The sequence below is a fragment of the Paenarthrobacter sp. NPDC057355 genome (assembly GCF_042667405.1).
GTDB lineage: Bacteria > Actinomycetota > Actinomycetes > Actinomycetales > Micrococcaceae > Arthrobacter.
Genome location: NZ_JBHVAL010000003.1, coordinates 159071 through 174711, shown reverse-complemented (window position 1 = coordinate 174711; position 15641 = coordinate 159071). Strand labels below are relative to the sequence as shown.

The window sequence follows — 15641 nt, the reverse complement described above, 5'->3', positions numbered from 1 at the left end:
CCCACTCTGCATCCCCACCGCCTCCCTAACCTCGCAAGCTCGGCCAAGGAACCCGGGCGGCGTGGGCCCTGCTGAGGAAGTAGCGCGCAAAGCAGGCCTCACAACGGGAAAGATCAGGCGGGCAGGGCCAGGTCCCACACGTCGGCGGTCGCGCCATCGGGAAGGGTGAGCGTCCAGGATTCCCCGGGCGCGGGGTAGGCCCGAAGGGTAGTCGCCACGGACCCCGACGAGTACACCTCCACCAGGGAGGCATCGATGAAGATCCGGAGCTCCTCCCCCTCAACCAGCTCACCCGAATAGACCGCCTGGGAACCAGAACCGTCACCGAGTTCCAAGGAAACAGTGCCGGCACCGGACACCAGCACCTCGGCAAACCCAGGAACCTCAACCGATCCGGTAGCCCCCGAAGCCACAGAAGCACCCCGGTAAGCGCCGACTTCCGGCGCGGGAGCAACCACCAACGCCCCATCAGCCACGGACAAAACGCGAGGATGCGTCAACACACCCGACCACCCGGCGTCGTCAATTTCTTCCTGGGTGCGGCCGCGCCGGCCGTCGCGTCCGGGCCCTTCGTTGGCCCAACCAATAAGCAAAGCCGAAGCAGATGCACCATAAGAAAGCTGCACGATCTGCGGTGCGTAGAAGTCGCGTCCAAGATCGGACTTCCCACCTGAGACAGGTGTAAACACCGGCAACCCGGTCTCCGGATCGGCCGAAAGAGAGCCGATCAGATGCCCCACGCCATTGGCGTGCTCGTGGTCGTCCCCGGAAAGCCAGAGCGAGAACATCATGACCCATGTGGAACCGCCGGAAGCCACCGGCACCTCTACCAGCTGCGGGCACTCCCAGATCTCGGCCGGCGTGTACTGGGCAGCGACAGGGTTGGCCGTGGTGAGCCAGATTCCCTGGTACTTCCAGTCATCCAGGGAGTCCACCGTGTACAGCAGCAAGGCGGCACGCCCGTCGGCCAGGCCCGCACCCTGCATGGCGTAGCGGGTGCCATTGAAGTGGAAGATGAAGGGATCGCGCACTGCGGTGACCAGCGGATCGGCGGGCATGGAGGCAGCGACGTGTCCGTCCTGCTCCCACGTCACCAGATCCGCGGAACCACGCGCGATCACTACCTGCGAATGACCGCCGTGGTCCTTCACACCGGAGTATGCGGCCGTCGGAACGCCGTTATCGGAGGTCACCACGCCCGTCCAGCAGCCGGCAGAGTCCGGGCCGCCGGCCTGGGGAACCAGCGCCACCGGGTGTTCTTCCCAGCGGACCAGGTCCGGAGAGCTCACATGGCCCCACTGGATCTGGTGATGCCGGGCGGACAAGGGGTTGTACTGGAAGAACACGTGGTACCGGCCGTCGATGAAGCTGACGCCGTTGGGGTCGTTGATCCAGCCCTGTGCCGGACGCGGGTGGAACCTCGGGAAGGCCGGGTCCGGGTGCGTCGAAGCGGATGCCAGGGAGTCAATGAGTGCAAGGTCCGTCAACGGAACCCCTTTCAGAATGGAGATGAAATTACTTGCCCGTGCCTGCGGTGAGTCCATCCTGCAGCGCGCGCTGACCGAACATGAACACCACCAGCGCGGGAATCATGGAGAGGACCACACCGGCCAGGACCACGGAGATACTGCCGGTGCCGAGGTTGCCTTGGAGCGACACCAGACCCAACGGGAGGGTGAAGTTCTGCTCGGAGATGGTCATGATGAGCGGCCTGAAGAACTCGTTCCAGTGGAAGTTGAACGCCAGGATGCCCACGATCGCCAGGCCCGGCATGGCAAGCGGTGCGTAGACGGAACGGAAGGTGCGCCACGGCGAAGCGCCGTCAATGGCGGCCGCTTCAGCGAGCTCTCCCGGCAACCCCAGGAAGTACTGGCGCATCAGGAAGGTGCCGAACGCCGTCGGGATGGCGGGAATGATCAACGCGAGCAGCGTGTCAGAGAGCCCTACGCCGCGGATCAGCATGAACACGGGCACGATCGTGACCTGAGCGGGCACCATCATGGTGGCCAGCACGATGGAGAACAGGGCGCCGCGCCCACGGAAACGAAGGTGCGCGAAGGCGTAACCGGCCAGTGCCGCGGTGATCATCTGTCCTACCGCGATCAGCCCGGTCACCAGGGCGCTGTTCACGACCAGCGCCACGATGTTGAGCTGCTTGAACACTTGCTCGTAGGAGGTCAGGTCCGGATTGAGCGGCAGGAAGGCCGGCGGCAGCTGGAAGGATTCCGACGGCGGCCGCAGCGAGGTGGACAGCGTCCACAACACGGGGCCGAGGACAAAGACGGACGCGATCAGCAAGACGAGGACGCGCACGGCCACTGACCAATCGCGCTTCTTCCGGGTGGTTACGGGCGCCGTGGTGGTGACACGTTCTTGGATGGTTGTCATGGCGGGCCTCACTGGTAGAAGACGAATCGTTTGCTGAGCCGGAATTGGGCGGCGGTGATGCCCATGATGATGAGCGTCAGGATCACGCCGATCGCCGAGGCCTGGCCGAATTCGAGGCGCTGGAACGCTGACTCGAAGATCACCATGACGGCGGTGCGCGTCGAGTCGCCGGGTCCGCCCCGGGTGAGCACGTAGGGCTGATCGAATACCTGGAGCGCGTTGATGATGGCCATCACCGAGGCAACCAGGGTGGTGGGGCTCAGCAGCGGCAGGGTGACGTACCAGTGCTTGCGCCAACCGGTTGCACCGTCAATGGAGGCGGCCTCGTAGGTCTCCACCGGAATCGACGCGAGGCCGCCGATGAACAAAAGGAACGAGAAGCCAAAGTTCTGCCATACGTACACAAGAATCACGACGGCGGCAGACCCACCTGGCGTGGTCAGCCACGGTACCGCCGGGATGCCGACGATCGACAACAACCAGTTCACGACGCCGAATTGCTCGTTGAAGAGGTAGCGCATGAAGATCGAGACCGATGCCGCGGACAGGATCAGGGGGAAGAAGAACGCCGAGCGGAAGAACACCCTGAGCCAGGCCGGCAGCTTCTCCTGCACCATGATGGCCAGCCCCAGGGCCAACCCGAGCTGCAACGCCACGGCAACTATCACGAACACGATGGTGTTCAGGAACGACACCCTGACGGTTGGATCCTGGACCACCTCCGCGAAGTTGTCGAAGCCCACGAACGTCGGCGCCGAGATGATGTCCCAGCGGAAGAAGGCGAGCGCGATCGACGCGACGATTGGCAGCAGCGTGAAGATGCCCATGCCCGCGATGGTCGGTGCCAGGAAAGCCCAAGGGAGCCAGCGCTGCTGCACGCGTCCCCGCTTGGAATCGTGCGGGGATTTGCGGGTGGCCTGCCTTCCTGTCGGGGCGGGCGCACTGGTGGTTGTGCTCATGGCTGCCTCCTCAGGGCCAGTTCAAGGTCACGCTGCATGGAGTTGAGCGCGTCCTTGAGTTGGCGCTCGTCACCGCTGACAGCCAGGCTTACGTTTTTCATCAGGGCGGTCTCGACGGCGGCCTGCTGGGGTGGCGCTGGAATGGGACCTGTGGTGGGGAAACGGTCCAGGGTGTCGTAGAAGACCTTCCAGTGCTTGGGCCCTGTTCCCGAATAGAGCTGCTCGTTCACCATGGAGCGGCGGGCGGGTGTGGTGTTCGGCGTGGGGAACACGATCCGCATGGCTTCCAGGCTTGAGGAGAACTTCACCCATTCCCAGGCGGCGTCCTTGTCCTTGGCCGTCTTCATGATCGCGTAGCCCGCGGTGCCGAACTGGTGCCGCTGGGACCGCCACTTGGGGAAGAACTGGACATCGAATCCGTCCTCTGTCATCCCCGCCTCGTGGAGGCCTTGCACCCAATAGCCACCGGCCGGCGTCGTACCTATGCGGTTGGAGGCGAAGAGGCCGATCAGTGAGCTGCCGCCGCCTTCTTCGGGACGGACGCCGAGTCCGTCCTTGACGAGCCCGCGGAGGTAATCGAAGGATTCGAAGACCCGGGGATCGTCCGCGTTGGGTTCGAGCCACTGGTAGCCCCCGGAGCGGAGGCCGCGCGAGGGGTCGTTGGCATAGAAGCCGTCCCACAGCCACTCGCCGCCGCCGGACTTGGTTTCCTTGAGGAAGCTCGTGTCGTTGGCGTAGAGCCACGGCACCACTCCGCCGAAGAGCCTGTTGGTCCAGTAGTACGGAGTGAAGTCTTTGGGATTCGCCTTCTTCATGGCCGCAAGGGTGGCCCGGAAGTCGGTGTGCGTCCAATCATCGGCGGGCCGGTCAAGGCCTGCCTGCCGGAGTGCCGTGGTGTTGTAGTACATGTTGGCGGCGTTCCAGTCGATGGGAAGCTGGAACAGGCTGCCTTTGTACATGAAGGCTTCCACCAAGCTGGGGTGGACGTCCGCGAAGTACTCCTTCATGTGGTCGGCATCGCGGCGGAGGTACTCGTCCAACGGGTGGGCGAGCTTCTCGGCGAAAAGCTGGGCTCCTTCCGTTGCCACGTAGACCACGTCCGGTGGCGTTCCTGCGGCCACCATGGTGAGGATCTTGGTGAAGAAGTCTTTCCAGTCCACGGCCTGGATGGCTTGGACCTTGACCTTGATCTCAGGGTGGACCTTGGCGAAGGCGTCGATGACCTTCTGGCGGGCTGCGGCGTCTGCGGCGGTGCCCATGATGGCGATGCTGAGGCTGTTGTCTCCCCGGCCTGGGATATCGGCGCCGGTCAAGCGCGGCCACGACGCCGCAGTCAGTCCGACAATTCCGGCGCCGAGGGCTGTGAGGGCACTTCTACGTGTGAATTCGCGCAAAGCCCCATTGGTTCCCGACATGTCATTTTCCTTCCCTAACACGTGTTAGGAAGCGTATGCCCGTCACCTAACACGTGTCAAGTGTCACAGAATTGTTGCTTGCGCCTCACGGAGTCCCGCCACGCTGGGTTCCGATTCACATGAGGCGTCCAGCGAATTGTGGCAATCTAGACAGAATGAGTTCCCAGCAATTCCGCACCAGCGGGAGGTCGAGCAAACGGCCGCTTGAAGCACGCGCCGCAGGCAGTGGCACAGGTTTCCTCTTTTGCCTGGCCACCATCGCCAGCATCGTGGGCCTCGCGGCAACGTATTACTTCTTTGTGCGAACCACTCCCGGCCAGTTCATCGACGAGTCGGCGTTGGTCGAGGCCACAACCCTCAGCGGAACCGCAGGCCGGGCCTCCACCGAATTCCTGGACATGCTCCCCATGCTTTCCCTAGCGATTGCCACCGTCATGGTGCTCTTCGTGACCGTCGCCCGGCGCCGCTGGAGGGCTGCGGGAATCGCTGTGGCCGCCTGCGTTGCCGCCAACCTGGCCACCCAGGTCCTCAAATTCTTCATCCCGGACCGTCCCGACCGCGGCGTACAGACCTTGGAGTTGAACTCACTCCCCTCAGGACATACCACGCTTGCCGCCTCCGCTGCGGCAGCTGTGTTCCTCATGGTTTCCCCGCGCTGGCGGCCGCTGGCCGGCTTCCTGGGAAGCATGTTCGCTGTTGCCACCGGCATCTCGACCCTCATCAACCAGTGGCACCGCCCCGCCGACGTCATAGCTGCATTCCTGGTGGTGGCCGCGGTGATGCTCCCCGCTGGCTGGCTGGTCCTGCGCACCGGCAGCAGTTGGAACGTCTGGAAGGGCTACGGCGAACATTGGGCCGCATCCCGGATCTGGGTTTGGCTTACCGTTACCGCCCTCCTGATCGCCTTGATGGTGGCCGCCTACTCGCTGTTTCAAGTAATGCCGGGACTCAGCACCGACAGCACCATCGACTACTTTTGGGCAGGCACAGCCTTCATAGCCATCGCTGGATACCTCTCAGCGCTTGGCGGCACGTGGCTGTTCGGCCTGGCGGCCCGAAAGAGCTAAGGCTCGACGGCGGCACACCGCCATCGGCTTCAGCCCTCCGTAGCGTCGCTGCGAACCCGGCGGGCCTGCTCCCGGATGAAGGCACGGTCCTCATCCGTCAGCACGGTGGCGCCATGGATATCCACGGCACTGTCGTCGCCGGTCTGCCCCTTGATGATCGTGGTGACAGTCCGGGGCACCATCACACTGCCCGGATTGTCGATGAGCCATTGCTGCGTTTCGGGAGAAAGCTGATTCCAAAATTCCCTGATGTGCATAGTGATCAGCGCTGCCGTTCTTGATTGGTGGGATATGGCGGGGACCCCTCAATGCACTGCCTCAAACTCGGGAAATTGGCCGGGTCCTCCCCACTAGGCTACGACGTGGTGCGCCGATCCTGACCCGGTAATGCCCAACGTTTCTGCGGATTACGTCGACGAATGCACCGCGATGGGCTACAGTTAGTCCAATCGATGGACTAACGATGGATAACTCCAGGAGCCCCCATGTCATCCGCCCTGAAACCCGGCCTGCCATGCAAGGCCGCAACCGTCCCGGCCTCACGTGACCTCGTTGTGGACTTCATCCGGGTAGTGTGCATGTTTGCCGTGGTCGCCGTACACCTGCTCATGATGGGCATCAGCGTGGACCAGTCCGGGATCGGGGTGGACAACCCGCTGACCTCCCTCAGCTGGTTCGCCCAAGGCACATGGTTTGGCCAAGTGATGCCGCTGTTCTTTGTAGTAGGCGGTTTCGCTTCCTTGACCTCATGGCGGAGTCTGCGCCGTAAAGGAGGCGACGCCGGTGATTATCTGAGGAACCGTGTGTTGCGGCTGGTTCGACCTACCGTTGCGTTGTACGCCTTCCTCACGGTTGCGCTGTGGAGTGCGACGGCGGCCGGCGTCCCGGGCGCGCTGCTCTCCGTTATCGCTGCGGGCGCCGGAGTGCAGTTGTGGTTCCTTGCCGCGTACCTGATCTGCCAGGCCATGGTGCCCACGATGGCGAAACTTCACGAGGCCGCACCCTACCGGACCATCGCTGCGCTGGCCGCGGGCGCCGTCGTCGTGGATGTTTTCCGCCTGGGCTTGGAGCACAATCCCTGGGGCTTCGACTCAAACCCGATCGGGCTGCTGAATATGGTGTTCGTGTGGGGGCTATTGCAGCAGCTGGGGTTCTTCTACGCCGACGGGTTCTTTGACCGCTTTGCGGGTTGGCAATTGGTTCTTGCTGCGGCGGGTTGCTACGCGGCGTTGGCGCTGTTAACGCACTCGGGTCCGTACCCGGTGGACATGCTCACCAACCAAAACCCGCCGATGTTTCCCTTGATCCTGGTTGGCCTGGCACATGTGCTGCTGGTGAAGGCCTTCTACCCCGTGCTGCAGCGGTGCGTGCAGCTTGGTTGGATCCAGAAGGTGATGTTTGTTGTGGGTAGCCGTGCCATGACCATCTATCTGTGGCACCTGCCGTTGATCATCGCGATGTTCGGGATCGCCCTGCTCCTGCGGCTGCCGTTCCCCGAGCCCGCGGGGGTTCAATGGTGGCTCAGCCGGCCGGTCTTCTACGTGGCCGCCTGGGTTCTGGTGCTGCTGGTCTCCCTGCCCTTGGTCCGTTTGGAGCTTGCCAGCACAGCACTGGCCCCGGGTGCCTCACGGCCGGCGATGTGGCGGATTATTGTTGCGACTGTGCTGGCCATCATTCCGCCCTTTGTCGTGATGCGGACGGCGCTTGACGCGGCTAACGCTACGTGGGGCCTGCTGTTGCTGGTGATCGCGGTGGTTCTGGTGACCGGCAAGGTTCGGGAACGGCCGCAAACCCCCATGCCAGGCAGGTTTGCGGGAGTTCCGGCGCCTACGGCATCCGGTAAAGGAATGCTGCCATGGCGTCGCGGTTAATGGGCGACAACGGCTTGTAGCTTCGAGAGCCGTCCGCTTCCAACCAGCCCGTCGAAATCTCCATTTCCATCATCCATGCCATTTCCTTGTAGAACTGCTGGCTGGTGACAACGTCCCTGAACGGCGATACCGCGGGTGCCTCGTACGCAGGGCGGTCGGCCAAGCGGTACAGGAAGGCGGCCATCGCATCACGGTTGATCGGAGTCAGCGGACGATACGTCTTGGATCCATCACCCTCGGTCCAGCCAGAGGAGATCCCAGCCACGCCATTTCCTTGTAAAACTGTTGGGTAGTGGACACATCCTTGAACGGTGATGTGACCGGCGCGGTGTACTGCGGCGAACCAGCAATACGGTAGAGGAAAGCGGCCATGGCGTCTCGATTGATCGGGGTCAGGGGCCTGTATGAGACGGAATTGTCCGCCTCCACCCATCCCTTGGAGATCCCTGCATCAGCCATCCACGCCATCTCCCGGTAGAACTGCTGCGTGGTGAGGACATCCTTGAAAGGTGACACCGCGGGCGGTACAAAGTCCGGACCTTTGGCGCTGAAACGATCCGTCCACTCCACGGTGGATCCCGCCGCGAGTACGTAACCGTCTTTTGCCTTCGCCGTAACGCTCACGCGATCGAGGCCAGCATAGGTTCCAGCCTCAATCAGTTTGCCTGCTACCCAATATTCAACTCCCTCAGTCTCAGGAATCGTGTATGTATCGTTCTCCGTGAACGGCACATCCGAGAACACCACCGGCGCCGGGTTCACGGCCTTGTCGGCCGGCAGCACAACTTCCGTTGGCTCACTGGCCAAGGACTGCGTGGCGTGACCGGGTTTGGTCCCGGTCACCACGACGGTGATAACGGCGCCTGTGTCGTCGCCGGTGATGGTGTATTCAGAACCCGTCGCGCTGGAAATAGGTTCGTCGTTGCGCTTCCATTGGTAGGCAAGGGCCACCGGCTCCGGCCCCCATGGCTGCACCTCCGCTTTCAAGACGCTGCCAACGTACGCCGGGCCTGTGATCCTCGGGGCGTTGGAGTAGATATCGGCAGGGGTAATCGGGTCCGTCGGCGCCGATGTTGCGGACGCTGCGGCGGCATACTTTTTCTCTCCAGTGACTCTGACGGAGATGACCGCGTTGGCGTCTTCCGGGGCCAAAACGTACTGCGAGAGCCTCGAATAACTGATGGGAAGACCATCACGCAACCATTGGTAACTTAGGAAAACCTGGCCAGGTCCCCAGTAACCGGCATTGGCCGTCAGCATCGCGCCGACCTTGGTTTGACCGTAGATGGTGGGCGTTCCGGGGACAATGGGAGCCACGTCCGCAGATACGCCCTTGAGGGCAGCATTCGCGTCAACGAGGCCCGCGCCGCAGTTGCAGTTGTAAACGGGTCTGGCTGTCTCTTTCAGTCGTTGCTCGACATCCGCGGGAGTCAATGCGGGCAGTTTGGAGTACATGAGTGCCGCCACGCCAGCTACATGTGGAGCAGCCATGGAGGTGCCTTCTTTGAGGGAGTAGTTCTCCGTGGTTGCCACGTCCGACCCGTCATTGAGGGTGGAGACAATTCCATCGTTGTCGGAGAACCGCATATCGCCACCCGGCGCAGCAACATCCACATTCACGCCAAAGTTCGAATAGTAGGCTTTATTTCCGTCCTTCTTGGTTGCACCAACAACCAGGACGTTCTTGCAATTGGCGGGTCTGACCTGCGAGGCATCGATGTTCTCGTTGCCTGCAGCCACCACAACAGAGGCGCCTTGATTTCGGGCGAAGTCAGTGGCGTTCTGGTACGAGGCCGGGCAAGTACCGCGTCCACCCAAGCTGAGGTTAATGACCCGGGCAGGATTGGCGTTGGCCGGCACCCCTGCGACAGTTCCGCCAGCCGCCCAGACAATCGCATCAGCAATGTCCGAGACATAACCGCCACAAATTCCAAGCGCGCGGACGGGCACAATCTTGGCCTTTGGCGCTACCCCGGCAACACCTTTGTTGTTGCCCGCAACTGCTGCCACGATGCCTGCGACATGAGTACCGTGCCACGAAGAAGCTTCCGATGGCGCACCGGCGCCGCACTGCTCGTAGTACGTTCCATCGCCTTCATCGCGTGGGTTTGAATCGCGGCCATTGCCGTCCCGTGCGATCGCTGCATCGCTGATCATGTCGTATCCGGGCAGGACGTTGGCATTCAGGTCTGAGTGGTTGAGGATTCCGCTATCGATTACAGCAACCACGCTCCCTTCCCCTTGGCTCTCGTCCCAGGCGCCCAAGACGCGCATCCCCCCGTAGTCGGTGCCGTGCGCCCACTGCAAGCCGTAGTAGGTGTCGTCAGGAGAGGCAGCAAAAGGACGCATGATGGAATCCGGCTCGGCATATTCAACGCCGGGGTCGGCAGCCAACGCGGAAACCAGTTGGTTGGCTTCGTCAGCACCGAGCTTCCTGTCCGTCCTGACGACTTCCTCACCGGTGGCCATGGTGCGCACTGATTGGACCGGTACGCCCACAGCACTGGCGACCCGGCCAAACGAGGACTTACGGTCAGCCGACTGGATGTTGTCCCGTTCCTTGAATTTCACGATGAACTGGTCCGTGGGAATTTCTTCGGACACCGCGGACATCGTCTGTGGTGCTGCACTGGGCATCGGGGCGTCCGTGCCCTCAGCCAAGGCCGGAAGAGCCGGCAAAGAGGCTCCCACCACGGCAATAAGACCTGTAAGAATTACTCGACAGCGCATGCGCGCTCTCCGTCGGTTCTGCATCAACAGCCGCCCGCTAGTTAAACGCCCCCAAGAGCGCGGAAAAATGGCCGCCTGAGTACGGCCAGCACGAGTTTAGCCACTGTTTAGACTTTCCTGCGAATTACCTGTGAATCGTCGAAGACGCCGGGAGCGGTCGCAGGCGCTCCTGCAACCGCTCCCGGTTGTTTTTCTTATTTTTTGCTAAGGCATTCGATACAAGAAGGCTGCCATGGCATCACTGTTGATGGGCGAGAGCGGCTTATAGACGCGTTGATACGCGTCGCTCCAGCCGGAGGAAATACCGGTTTCGTACATCCATGCCATCTCTTTGTAGAACTGTTGGCCGGAGCTGACATCGTTGAAGGGCAGCCACGGCGGGGCCACGTAGTCCGGCTTGTTTGCCAAACGATATAGGAACGCGGCCATGGCATCACGGTTGATTGGTGTCAACGGCTTATACAGGCGTCCACCATTCTCAATCCAGCCCGACGATATTCCGGTCTCCGCAAGCCAAGCCATCTCCTTGTAGAACTGCTGGGTGGTCTCCACGTCCTTAAAAGGTGACTGGGCAGGAGGCGTGTAGTCCGGGGAACCAGCCATGCGGTAAAGGAAGGCGGCCATCGCGTCCCGATTAATCGGCGTCAAGGGCCTGTAGCTTAGTGTCTTGTCGGCCTCCACCCACCCCTTGGAAATCCCTGTATCAGCCATCCACGCCATTTCTTTGTAGAACTGCTGGGTGGTCAGGACATCCTTGAAGGGAGAAACAGTCGGAGCCATGAATTCCGGGCCCTTGGTGCTGAAGAACGTAATCCACTGGTCAGCTGCATCGCGGGCCAAGGCGTAGCCAGTCTGAAGCTTGGCGGTCACCTTTACTTGGCCCCGTGCCCGATATACGCCAGCTGCCACCGTCACGCCATCAATCTGATAGTCAACGCCGACCGTTTCCGGGACGGTGTATTTGTCCTCAGCCATGTAGGGAGCCTCGGAGAAAACGACCGGCGCCGGAGAGACTGCCTTATCCGCAGCCACCACGGTGGCGGTCGGCTTCGTGCTCTTGGAGACTGTGCCGTACGCCAACTTGCTGGCGGTCACCGTCGCAGTGAGCGACTTCCCCGTATCCGCGTCCGTAGGGATGTACAAGGGCTCGGAGGCGTCGGCGATCGGCGTTCCGGCCCGGTACCACTGGTACGCCAGCTCCACCGGTTCCGGTCCCCATGTTCCGGCGGCGACGGACAAAGCATTCCCAACATAAGCTGAACCGCTGATAGTAGGCTCTCCGGTGGACAACACACCCGGCTTGATCGCGGCCGTTGGAAGGGAGGTGGCCGAGGCAGTGGGTGTGAAGTTCATCTTGGCAGTCACCGTGACGGTGATCGCCGCACCCAGATCCTCTGGCACGAAGGTGTATGAGTAGTCCGTTGCCGATGGTATGTCGATGCCGTTCCGCTTCCATTGGCGTGACCACTGGGCCAAGGAGTTGTACTTCCAATTGCCATAGTCCACGGTGACAGTACGTCCAACCACCTGTTCACCAACAATACGGGGCTCACCTGCCGTGATCACCAGGGCTTCATCCTCAACATTCCGGAGCGCGGCTGTCGCGTTGATGAGTCCCGCACCGCAAACATTGCAGCTCGGAGCCGAGGCCGTCGCCTTTAGCTTTTGCTCGACGGCCTCAGGCGTCAGAGCAGGAAGTCTGGATAGCATCATGGCCGCGACCCCGGCTACGTGCGGCGCCGCCATGGACGTTCCAGCCTTGATGTAGTAGTCCTCTGTGGTGGCGCGATCCTTTCCGTTGTTGAGAGTGGAGACGATTCCGTCGAGAACGTCGTATCGCATGTCCCCACCAGGGGCGGTGACATCGATGGCCGCGCCATAGTTTGAGTAGTACGCCTTGTTGTTGGTGCGGGTGCTCGCGCCAACAGCAATGACGTTCCGGCAATTGGCGGGACTGGCTTGCGAGGCATCGACTCCCTCGTTTCCAGCGGCCGCGACCACCACGGCACCCTTGTCGTGGGCCACATCGAGGGCGTCCTGGAAGACGCTCGGGCAGCTGGCAAGCGAACCGATGCTGAGGTTGACGATGCGGGCAGGGTTTGCATTGGCCGGGACCCCAGGCACCGCACCGCCAACGGCCCAAATCACGCCGTCTGCTATGTCCGACGCATAACCGCCGCAGGTTCCAATGGCACGAACGGGCAGAACTTTGGCTTTGGGAGCGACTCCAGCTACTCCCTTGCCGTTCCCGGCCACGGCCGCAACAATGCCCGCGACGTGTGTACCGTGCCACGATGAAGCGGCGGCGGGTTCGCCCGCTGCGCATTGGCCGGCAGACGTTGCATCACCCTCATCCTGCGGGTTCGAATCACGGCCGTTGCCGTCGCGTGCGACGGCCGGGTCGGTGATCATGTCGTAGCCAGGCAGGACGTTGGGGTTCAGGTCGCTGTGGCTGAGAATGCCACTGTCAATGACGGCCACAACACTTCCCTGTCCCTGGTTGATATCCCAGGCGATGGGCATGAGTATGCCGCCTTGGTAGTGGGCCACACCCCACTGATAGTCAAAGTAAGTGTCGTTGAATCGAACGTCCTGGGCACGCATGATGATGTCAGGCTCGACGTACTCAATGTTCGGGTTAGAGGTCAAGGCATCGACGAACTCTTTAGCTTCGACTTTTCCGAGCCTTCGGTCGGCCTTGACCACGTCCTCGCCAGCGGCTGTGGTGCGGACAGCTTGGACAGAAACCGACGCAGCACTGGCCGCATGCCCCAGGGATGCTTGCCGATCAGCGGATTGGATGCTGTCCCGTTCCTTGAATTTCACGATGAACTGGTCCGTCGGAACTTCGTCTGAAACCGTAGACATTGGCTGCGGTGCCGGACTGGGCGGCGGCGCCTCAGTCCCCTCAGCTGCGGCCGGAAGAGCCGGCAAAGCAGCGGCGATCATGGCGATAATACCGGTAAGAATTACTTGACAGCGCACACGCGCTCTCCGTCGGTTCTGCATCAACAGCCGCCCTCTACTCAAACGCCCCCAAGAGCGCGGAAAAATGGCCGCCTGAGTACGGCCAGCACGAGTTTAGCCACTGTTTAGACTTTCCTGCGAATTACCTGTGAATTTTGACCGTGAGCATTTGCCGGTCGGACCGCTAGTAGTTGCGGCGGTGCTTCAGCCGCGGAATTGCGACGGCGAACACCACTGCCGCTGCGAAGCCCAGTATTCCTGTGGCCCAGATACCGGCAGAGAGGGAGACGGCAGCAGTCAACCCCGACAGCAGTACAGGACCCCCGGTGGCGCCCGAGTCCGCGATGAAGCGCCAAATTCCCAGGAAGTGACTCCGCCCGTTGTCCGGCGAGAAGTCTGCGCCCAGCGTCATGATCAGCCCGGAACTGATCCCATTTCCGAAGCCGATCAACAAAGCGACCAAGAGCAACGGGACAAAGCCGGCCGTGAACGGGATCAGGATCAGTGCCGCTCCCATGATCACCGTCGACGGTATCGCCACCCATTGCCGGCCCTTCCTGTCCATGAGTTTCCCGGCCGGGTAGAAGACCAGCATGTCGATTGCTCCCGACAAGCCGTACAGCAGTGAAGCGTGGGTGGCGTCGAGACCCAGGTGATCGGCCCACAGCGGGATAACGACTTGTCGTGAAGCACGCAGTGCGCTCAGCAGCAGGATGCCGAAACCGACGCTCAGGAACACCCCCGCATGCGATACCGCGACGCTCCGCAGCGTCGACGCCGGAGGGCGCGGACCGCCGTCGGACGACTCTGGCGTCACCAAATCCGGAATGGTGAGCGACAAGGCAGCCGCTGCCATCATCCCCGCGAACCCCACCCAGTAGGCACCGCTGATGCCCGCGAACTGCATCACGCCGGCACCGACGAACGGTCCAATGAAGATGCCGATTCTGGTGACACCGCCCAGGGTGGACAATGCGCGAGCCCGGAAGATGACCGGTACGGCCTCGGTGAGGAACTTCTGCCGGGCAAGGTTGAACACGCTGGCGGACATGCCCACCAACGTCATGGATGCCGCCAACAGCCACAGTCCGTGGTCGATCTGCGGGGCAAACGCCGCCGCGCCGAGGGCCATGGCGCCCAAAGCACCGGCGCCGACGATTGACCATCGTTCACCAAACTTCTCGGTGATGATCGACGCCGGGATGTTGAAGAGCCACGAACCCAAGCCAATGAGCGTCACGATCAACGCTGAAACGGCTACCGACGCACCCAGCTCCCTGGCCGAGAGCGCAATGACCGGAAGGACCGCCCCCTCGCCGATGCAGAACAGCAGTGCCGGCCCAAAAGCCGGGAGTGCGACACTGCGGAGGCTGAAGCTCTTGTCTGCTTGGGTGGTGGTCATCCCTTTCATCCTAAGACTCGAGGAAGTACCCCGTTGCCTTTCGTGGGCTGGCGCGCACCCGTACGCGCTCGGCGCACCCTTTCGTGGGCTGGCGCGCACCCGTACGCGCTCGGCGCACCCTTTCGTGGGCTGGCGCGCACCCGTACGCGCTCGGCGCACCAGAGGTTACGGGTGCGATCGGCGGCAACGGGTGCGCGGGTTTGACGCGCAGTTGTTGCGGCTCCGAAGACCGGAGCCGCAACAACGGGATGCGAAGCGATTTACCGCTCGGCCCTAGCGACGGCTGGCTACTGCCTTCCGACGACCAAGGGCGGTCAGGACCAGGCCCATGAGGAGCATCGCTCCTGCCCAGAGTGCAAAGTTGTTGTCCAGACCCGTTGCAGCCAAGTTCTTGGCGCTTCCGACGGCGGTCGAGGCTGCCGCGGACACCGAACCTTTGGTAGCACCCAGCGTGTGAACACTGCCTGCAGCCTGAATGGTTCCGCCCGTAAGGCTTCCGTTTGCACCGCCGACGTTGGTTGCGCCACCAGTGACAGCGCCACCGACGGGCTCATCAACACCGGTTTCTCCACCGGTCGAGGGGCTTCCGTTAATGGGGGCCTCGGTCGGCGGGGTAACTACGGGAGGGTTCACCACGGGCGGGTTAACTACCGGAGGGGTAACAACCGGCGGGTTGACTACCGGAGGGTTCACCACTGGAGGCGTTACGTTGCCGGCAGAACCGCCACCGATACCTACCGAAGTCGAGCCAATGGTGACGGGAGCGGTGATCGGAACGATCAGCTGCGTACCTGCGAGGACGCCGTCAGAACCAGAAGTGCTGGCACCCGGGGTGGTGCCGG

The 15641-nt window shown here is 62.2% G+C and carries 10 protein-coding genes and 1 pseudogene; 2 read left to right on the top strand and 9 right to left on the bottom strand.

The genetic code is table 11. The features are described 5' to 3' along the window. Positions 1 to 113 precede the first annotated feature (113 nt). Genes ACFUOZ_RS06310 through ACFUOZ_RS06295 form a run of 4 tightly spaced genes read right to left on the bottom strand, consistent with a single transcriptional unit; the run spans position 114 to position 4762 of the window. Positions 114 to 1487, bottom strand: a complete 1374-nt coding sequence (locus ACFUOZ_RS06310; RefSeq protein ID WP_377545859.1) for a glycoside hydrolase family 32 protein — start codon at positions 1485 to 1487, stop codon at positions 114 to 116. Between the two features lie 28 nt (positions 1488 to 1515). Continuing rightward, positions 1516 to 2388 carry a carbohydrate ABC transporter permease gene (locus ACFUOZ_RS06305; protein WP_377545857.1) on the bottom strand — a complete coding sequence of 291 codons (873 nt, stop codon included), beginning with the start codon at positions 2386 to 2388 and terminating at the stop codon, positions 1516 to 1518. Between the two features lie 8 nt (positions 2389 to 2396). Then, positions 2397 to 3347: a carbohydrate ABC transporter permease gene (locus tag ACFUOZ_RS06300; protein WP_377545855.1), complete on the bottom strand. Its 951-nt coding sequence runs from the start codon at positions 3345 to 3347 to the stop codon at positions 2397 to 2399. Further along, positions 3344 to 4762, bottom strand: coding sequence for an ABC transporter substrate-binding protein (locus ACFUOZ_RS06295; protein ID WP_377545853.1), 1419 nt, complete (start codon positions 4760 to 4762; stop codon positions 3344 to 3346). Before ACFUOZ_RS06295 ends, ACFUOZ_RS06300 begins: the two co-directional genes overlap by 4 nt. Positions 4763 to 4815: 53 nt before the next feature. Here ACFUOZ_RS06295 and ACFUOZ_RS06290 point away from each other — a divergent pair, with 53 nt between their 5' ends. After that, a complete protein-coding gene (locus ACFUOZ_RS06290; protein WP_377545851.1) occupies positions 4816 to 5829 on the top strand; it encodes a phosphatase PAP2 family protein in 1014 nt (337 codons plus the stop codon). 29 nt (positions 5830 to 5858) lie between these two features. Here ACFUOZ_RS06290 and ACFUOZ_RS06285 read toward each other — a convergent pair whose 3' ends face one another. Beyond that, the gene (locus tag ACFUOZ_RS06285) at positions 5859 to 6086 is read right to left on the bottom strand and encodes a hypothetical protein (protein ID WP_144659263.1); all 228 of its coding nucleotides are present in this window, start codon (positions 6084 to 6086) and stop codon (positions 5859 to 5861) included. A 228-nt stretch (positions 6087 to 6314) separates the two neighbouring features. Between ACFUOZ_RS06285 and ACFUOZ_RS06280 the strand changes: the two genes are divergently transcribed. Then, on the top strand, positions 6315 to 7700 hold the full coding sequence (locus ACFUOZ_RS06280; RefSeq protein ID WP_377545848.1) for an acyltransferase: 1386 nt from the start codon (positions 6315 to 6317) through the stop codon (positions 7698 to 7700). Here the strand turns inward: ACFUOZ_RS06280 and ACFUOZ_RS06275 are convergent. The 4 genes and pseudogenes from ACFUOZ_RS06275 to ACFUOZ_RS06260 form a co-directional block, all read right to left on the bottom strand. Beyond that, positions 7657 to 10454 (bottom strand): annotated as a pseudogene (locus ACFUOZ_RS06275) (S8 family serine peptidase). The gene ACFUOZ_RS06280 and the pseudogene ACFUOZ_RS06275 overlap by 44 nt on opposite strands. A gap of 180 nt (positions 10455 to 10634) precedes the next feature. Beyond that, a complete protein-coding gene (locus ACFUOZ_RS06270) occupies positions 10635 to 13439 on the bottom strand; it encodes a S8 family serine peptidase (RefSeq protein WP_377545846.1) in 2805 nt (934 codons plus the stop codon). A 142-nt stretch (positions 13440 to 13581) separates the two neighbouring features. After that, complete coding sequence (locus ACFUOZ_RS06265; protein ID WP_377545844.1) at positions 13582 to 14799, bottom strand: MFS transporter; 1218 nt, start codon at positions 14797 to 14799, stop codon at positions 13582 to 13584. 273 nt (positions 14800 to 15072) lie between these two features. Then, the coding region (locus tag ACFUOZ_RS06260; protein WP_377545842.1) for an LPXTG cell wall anchor domain-containing protein at positions 15073 to 15641 on the bottom strand (569 nt) is incomplete at its 5' end.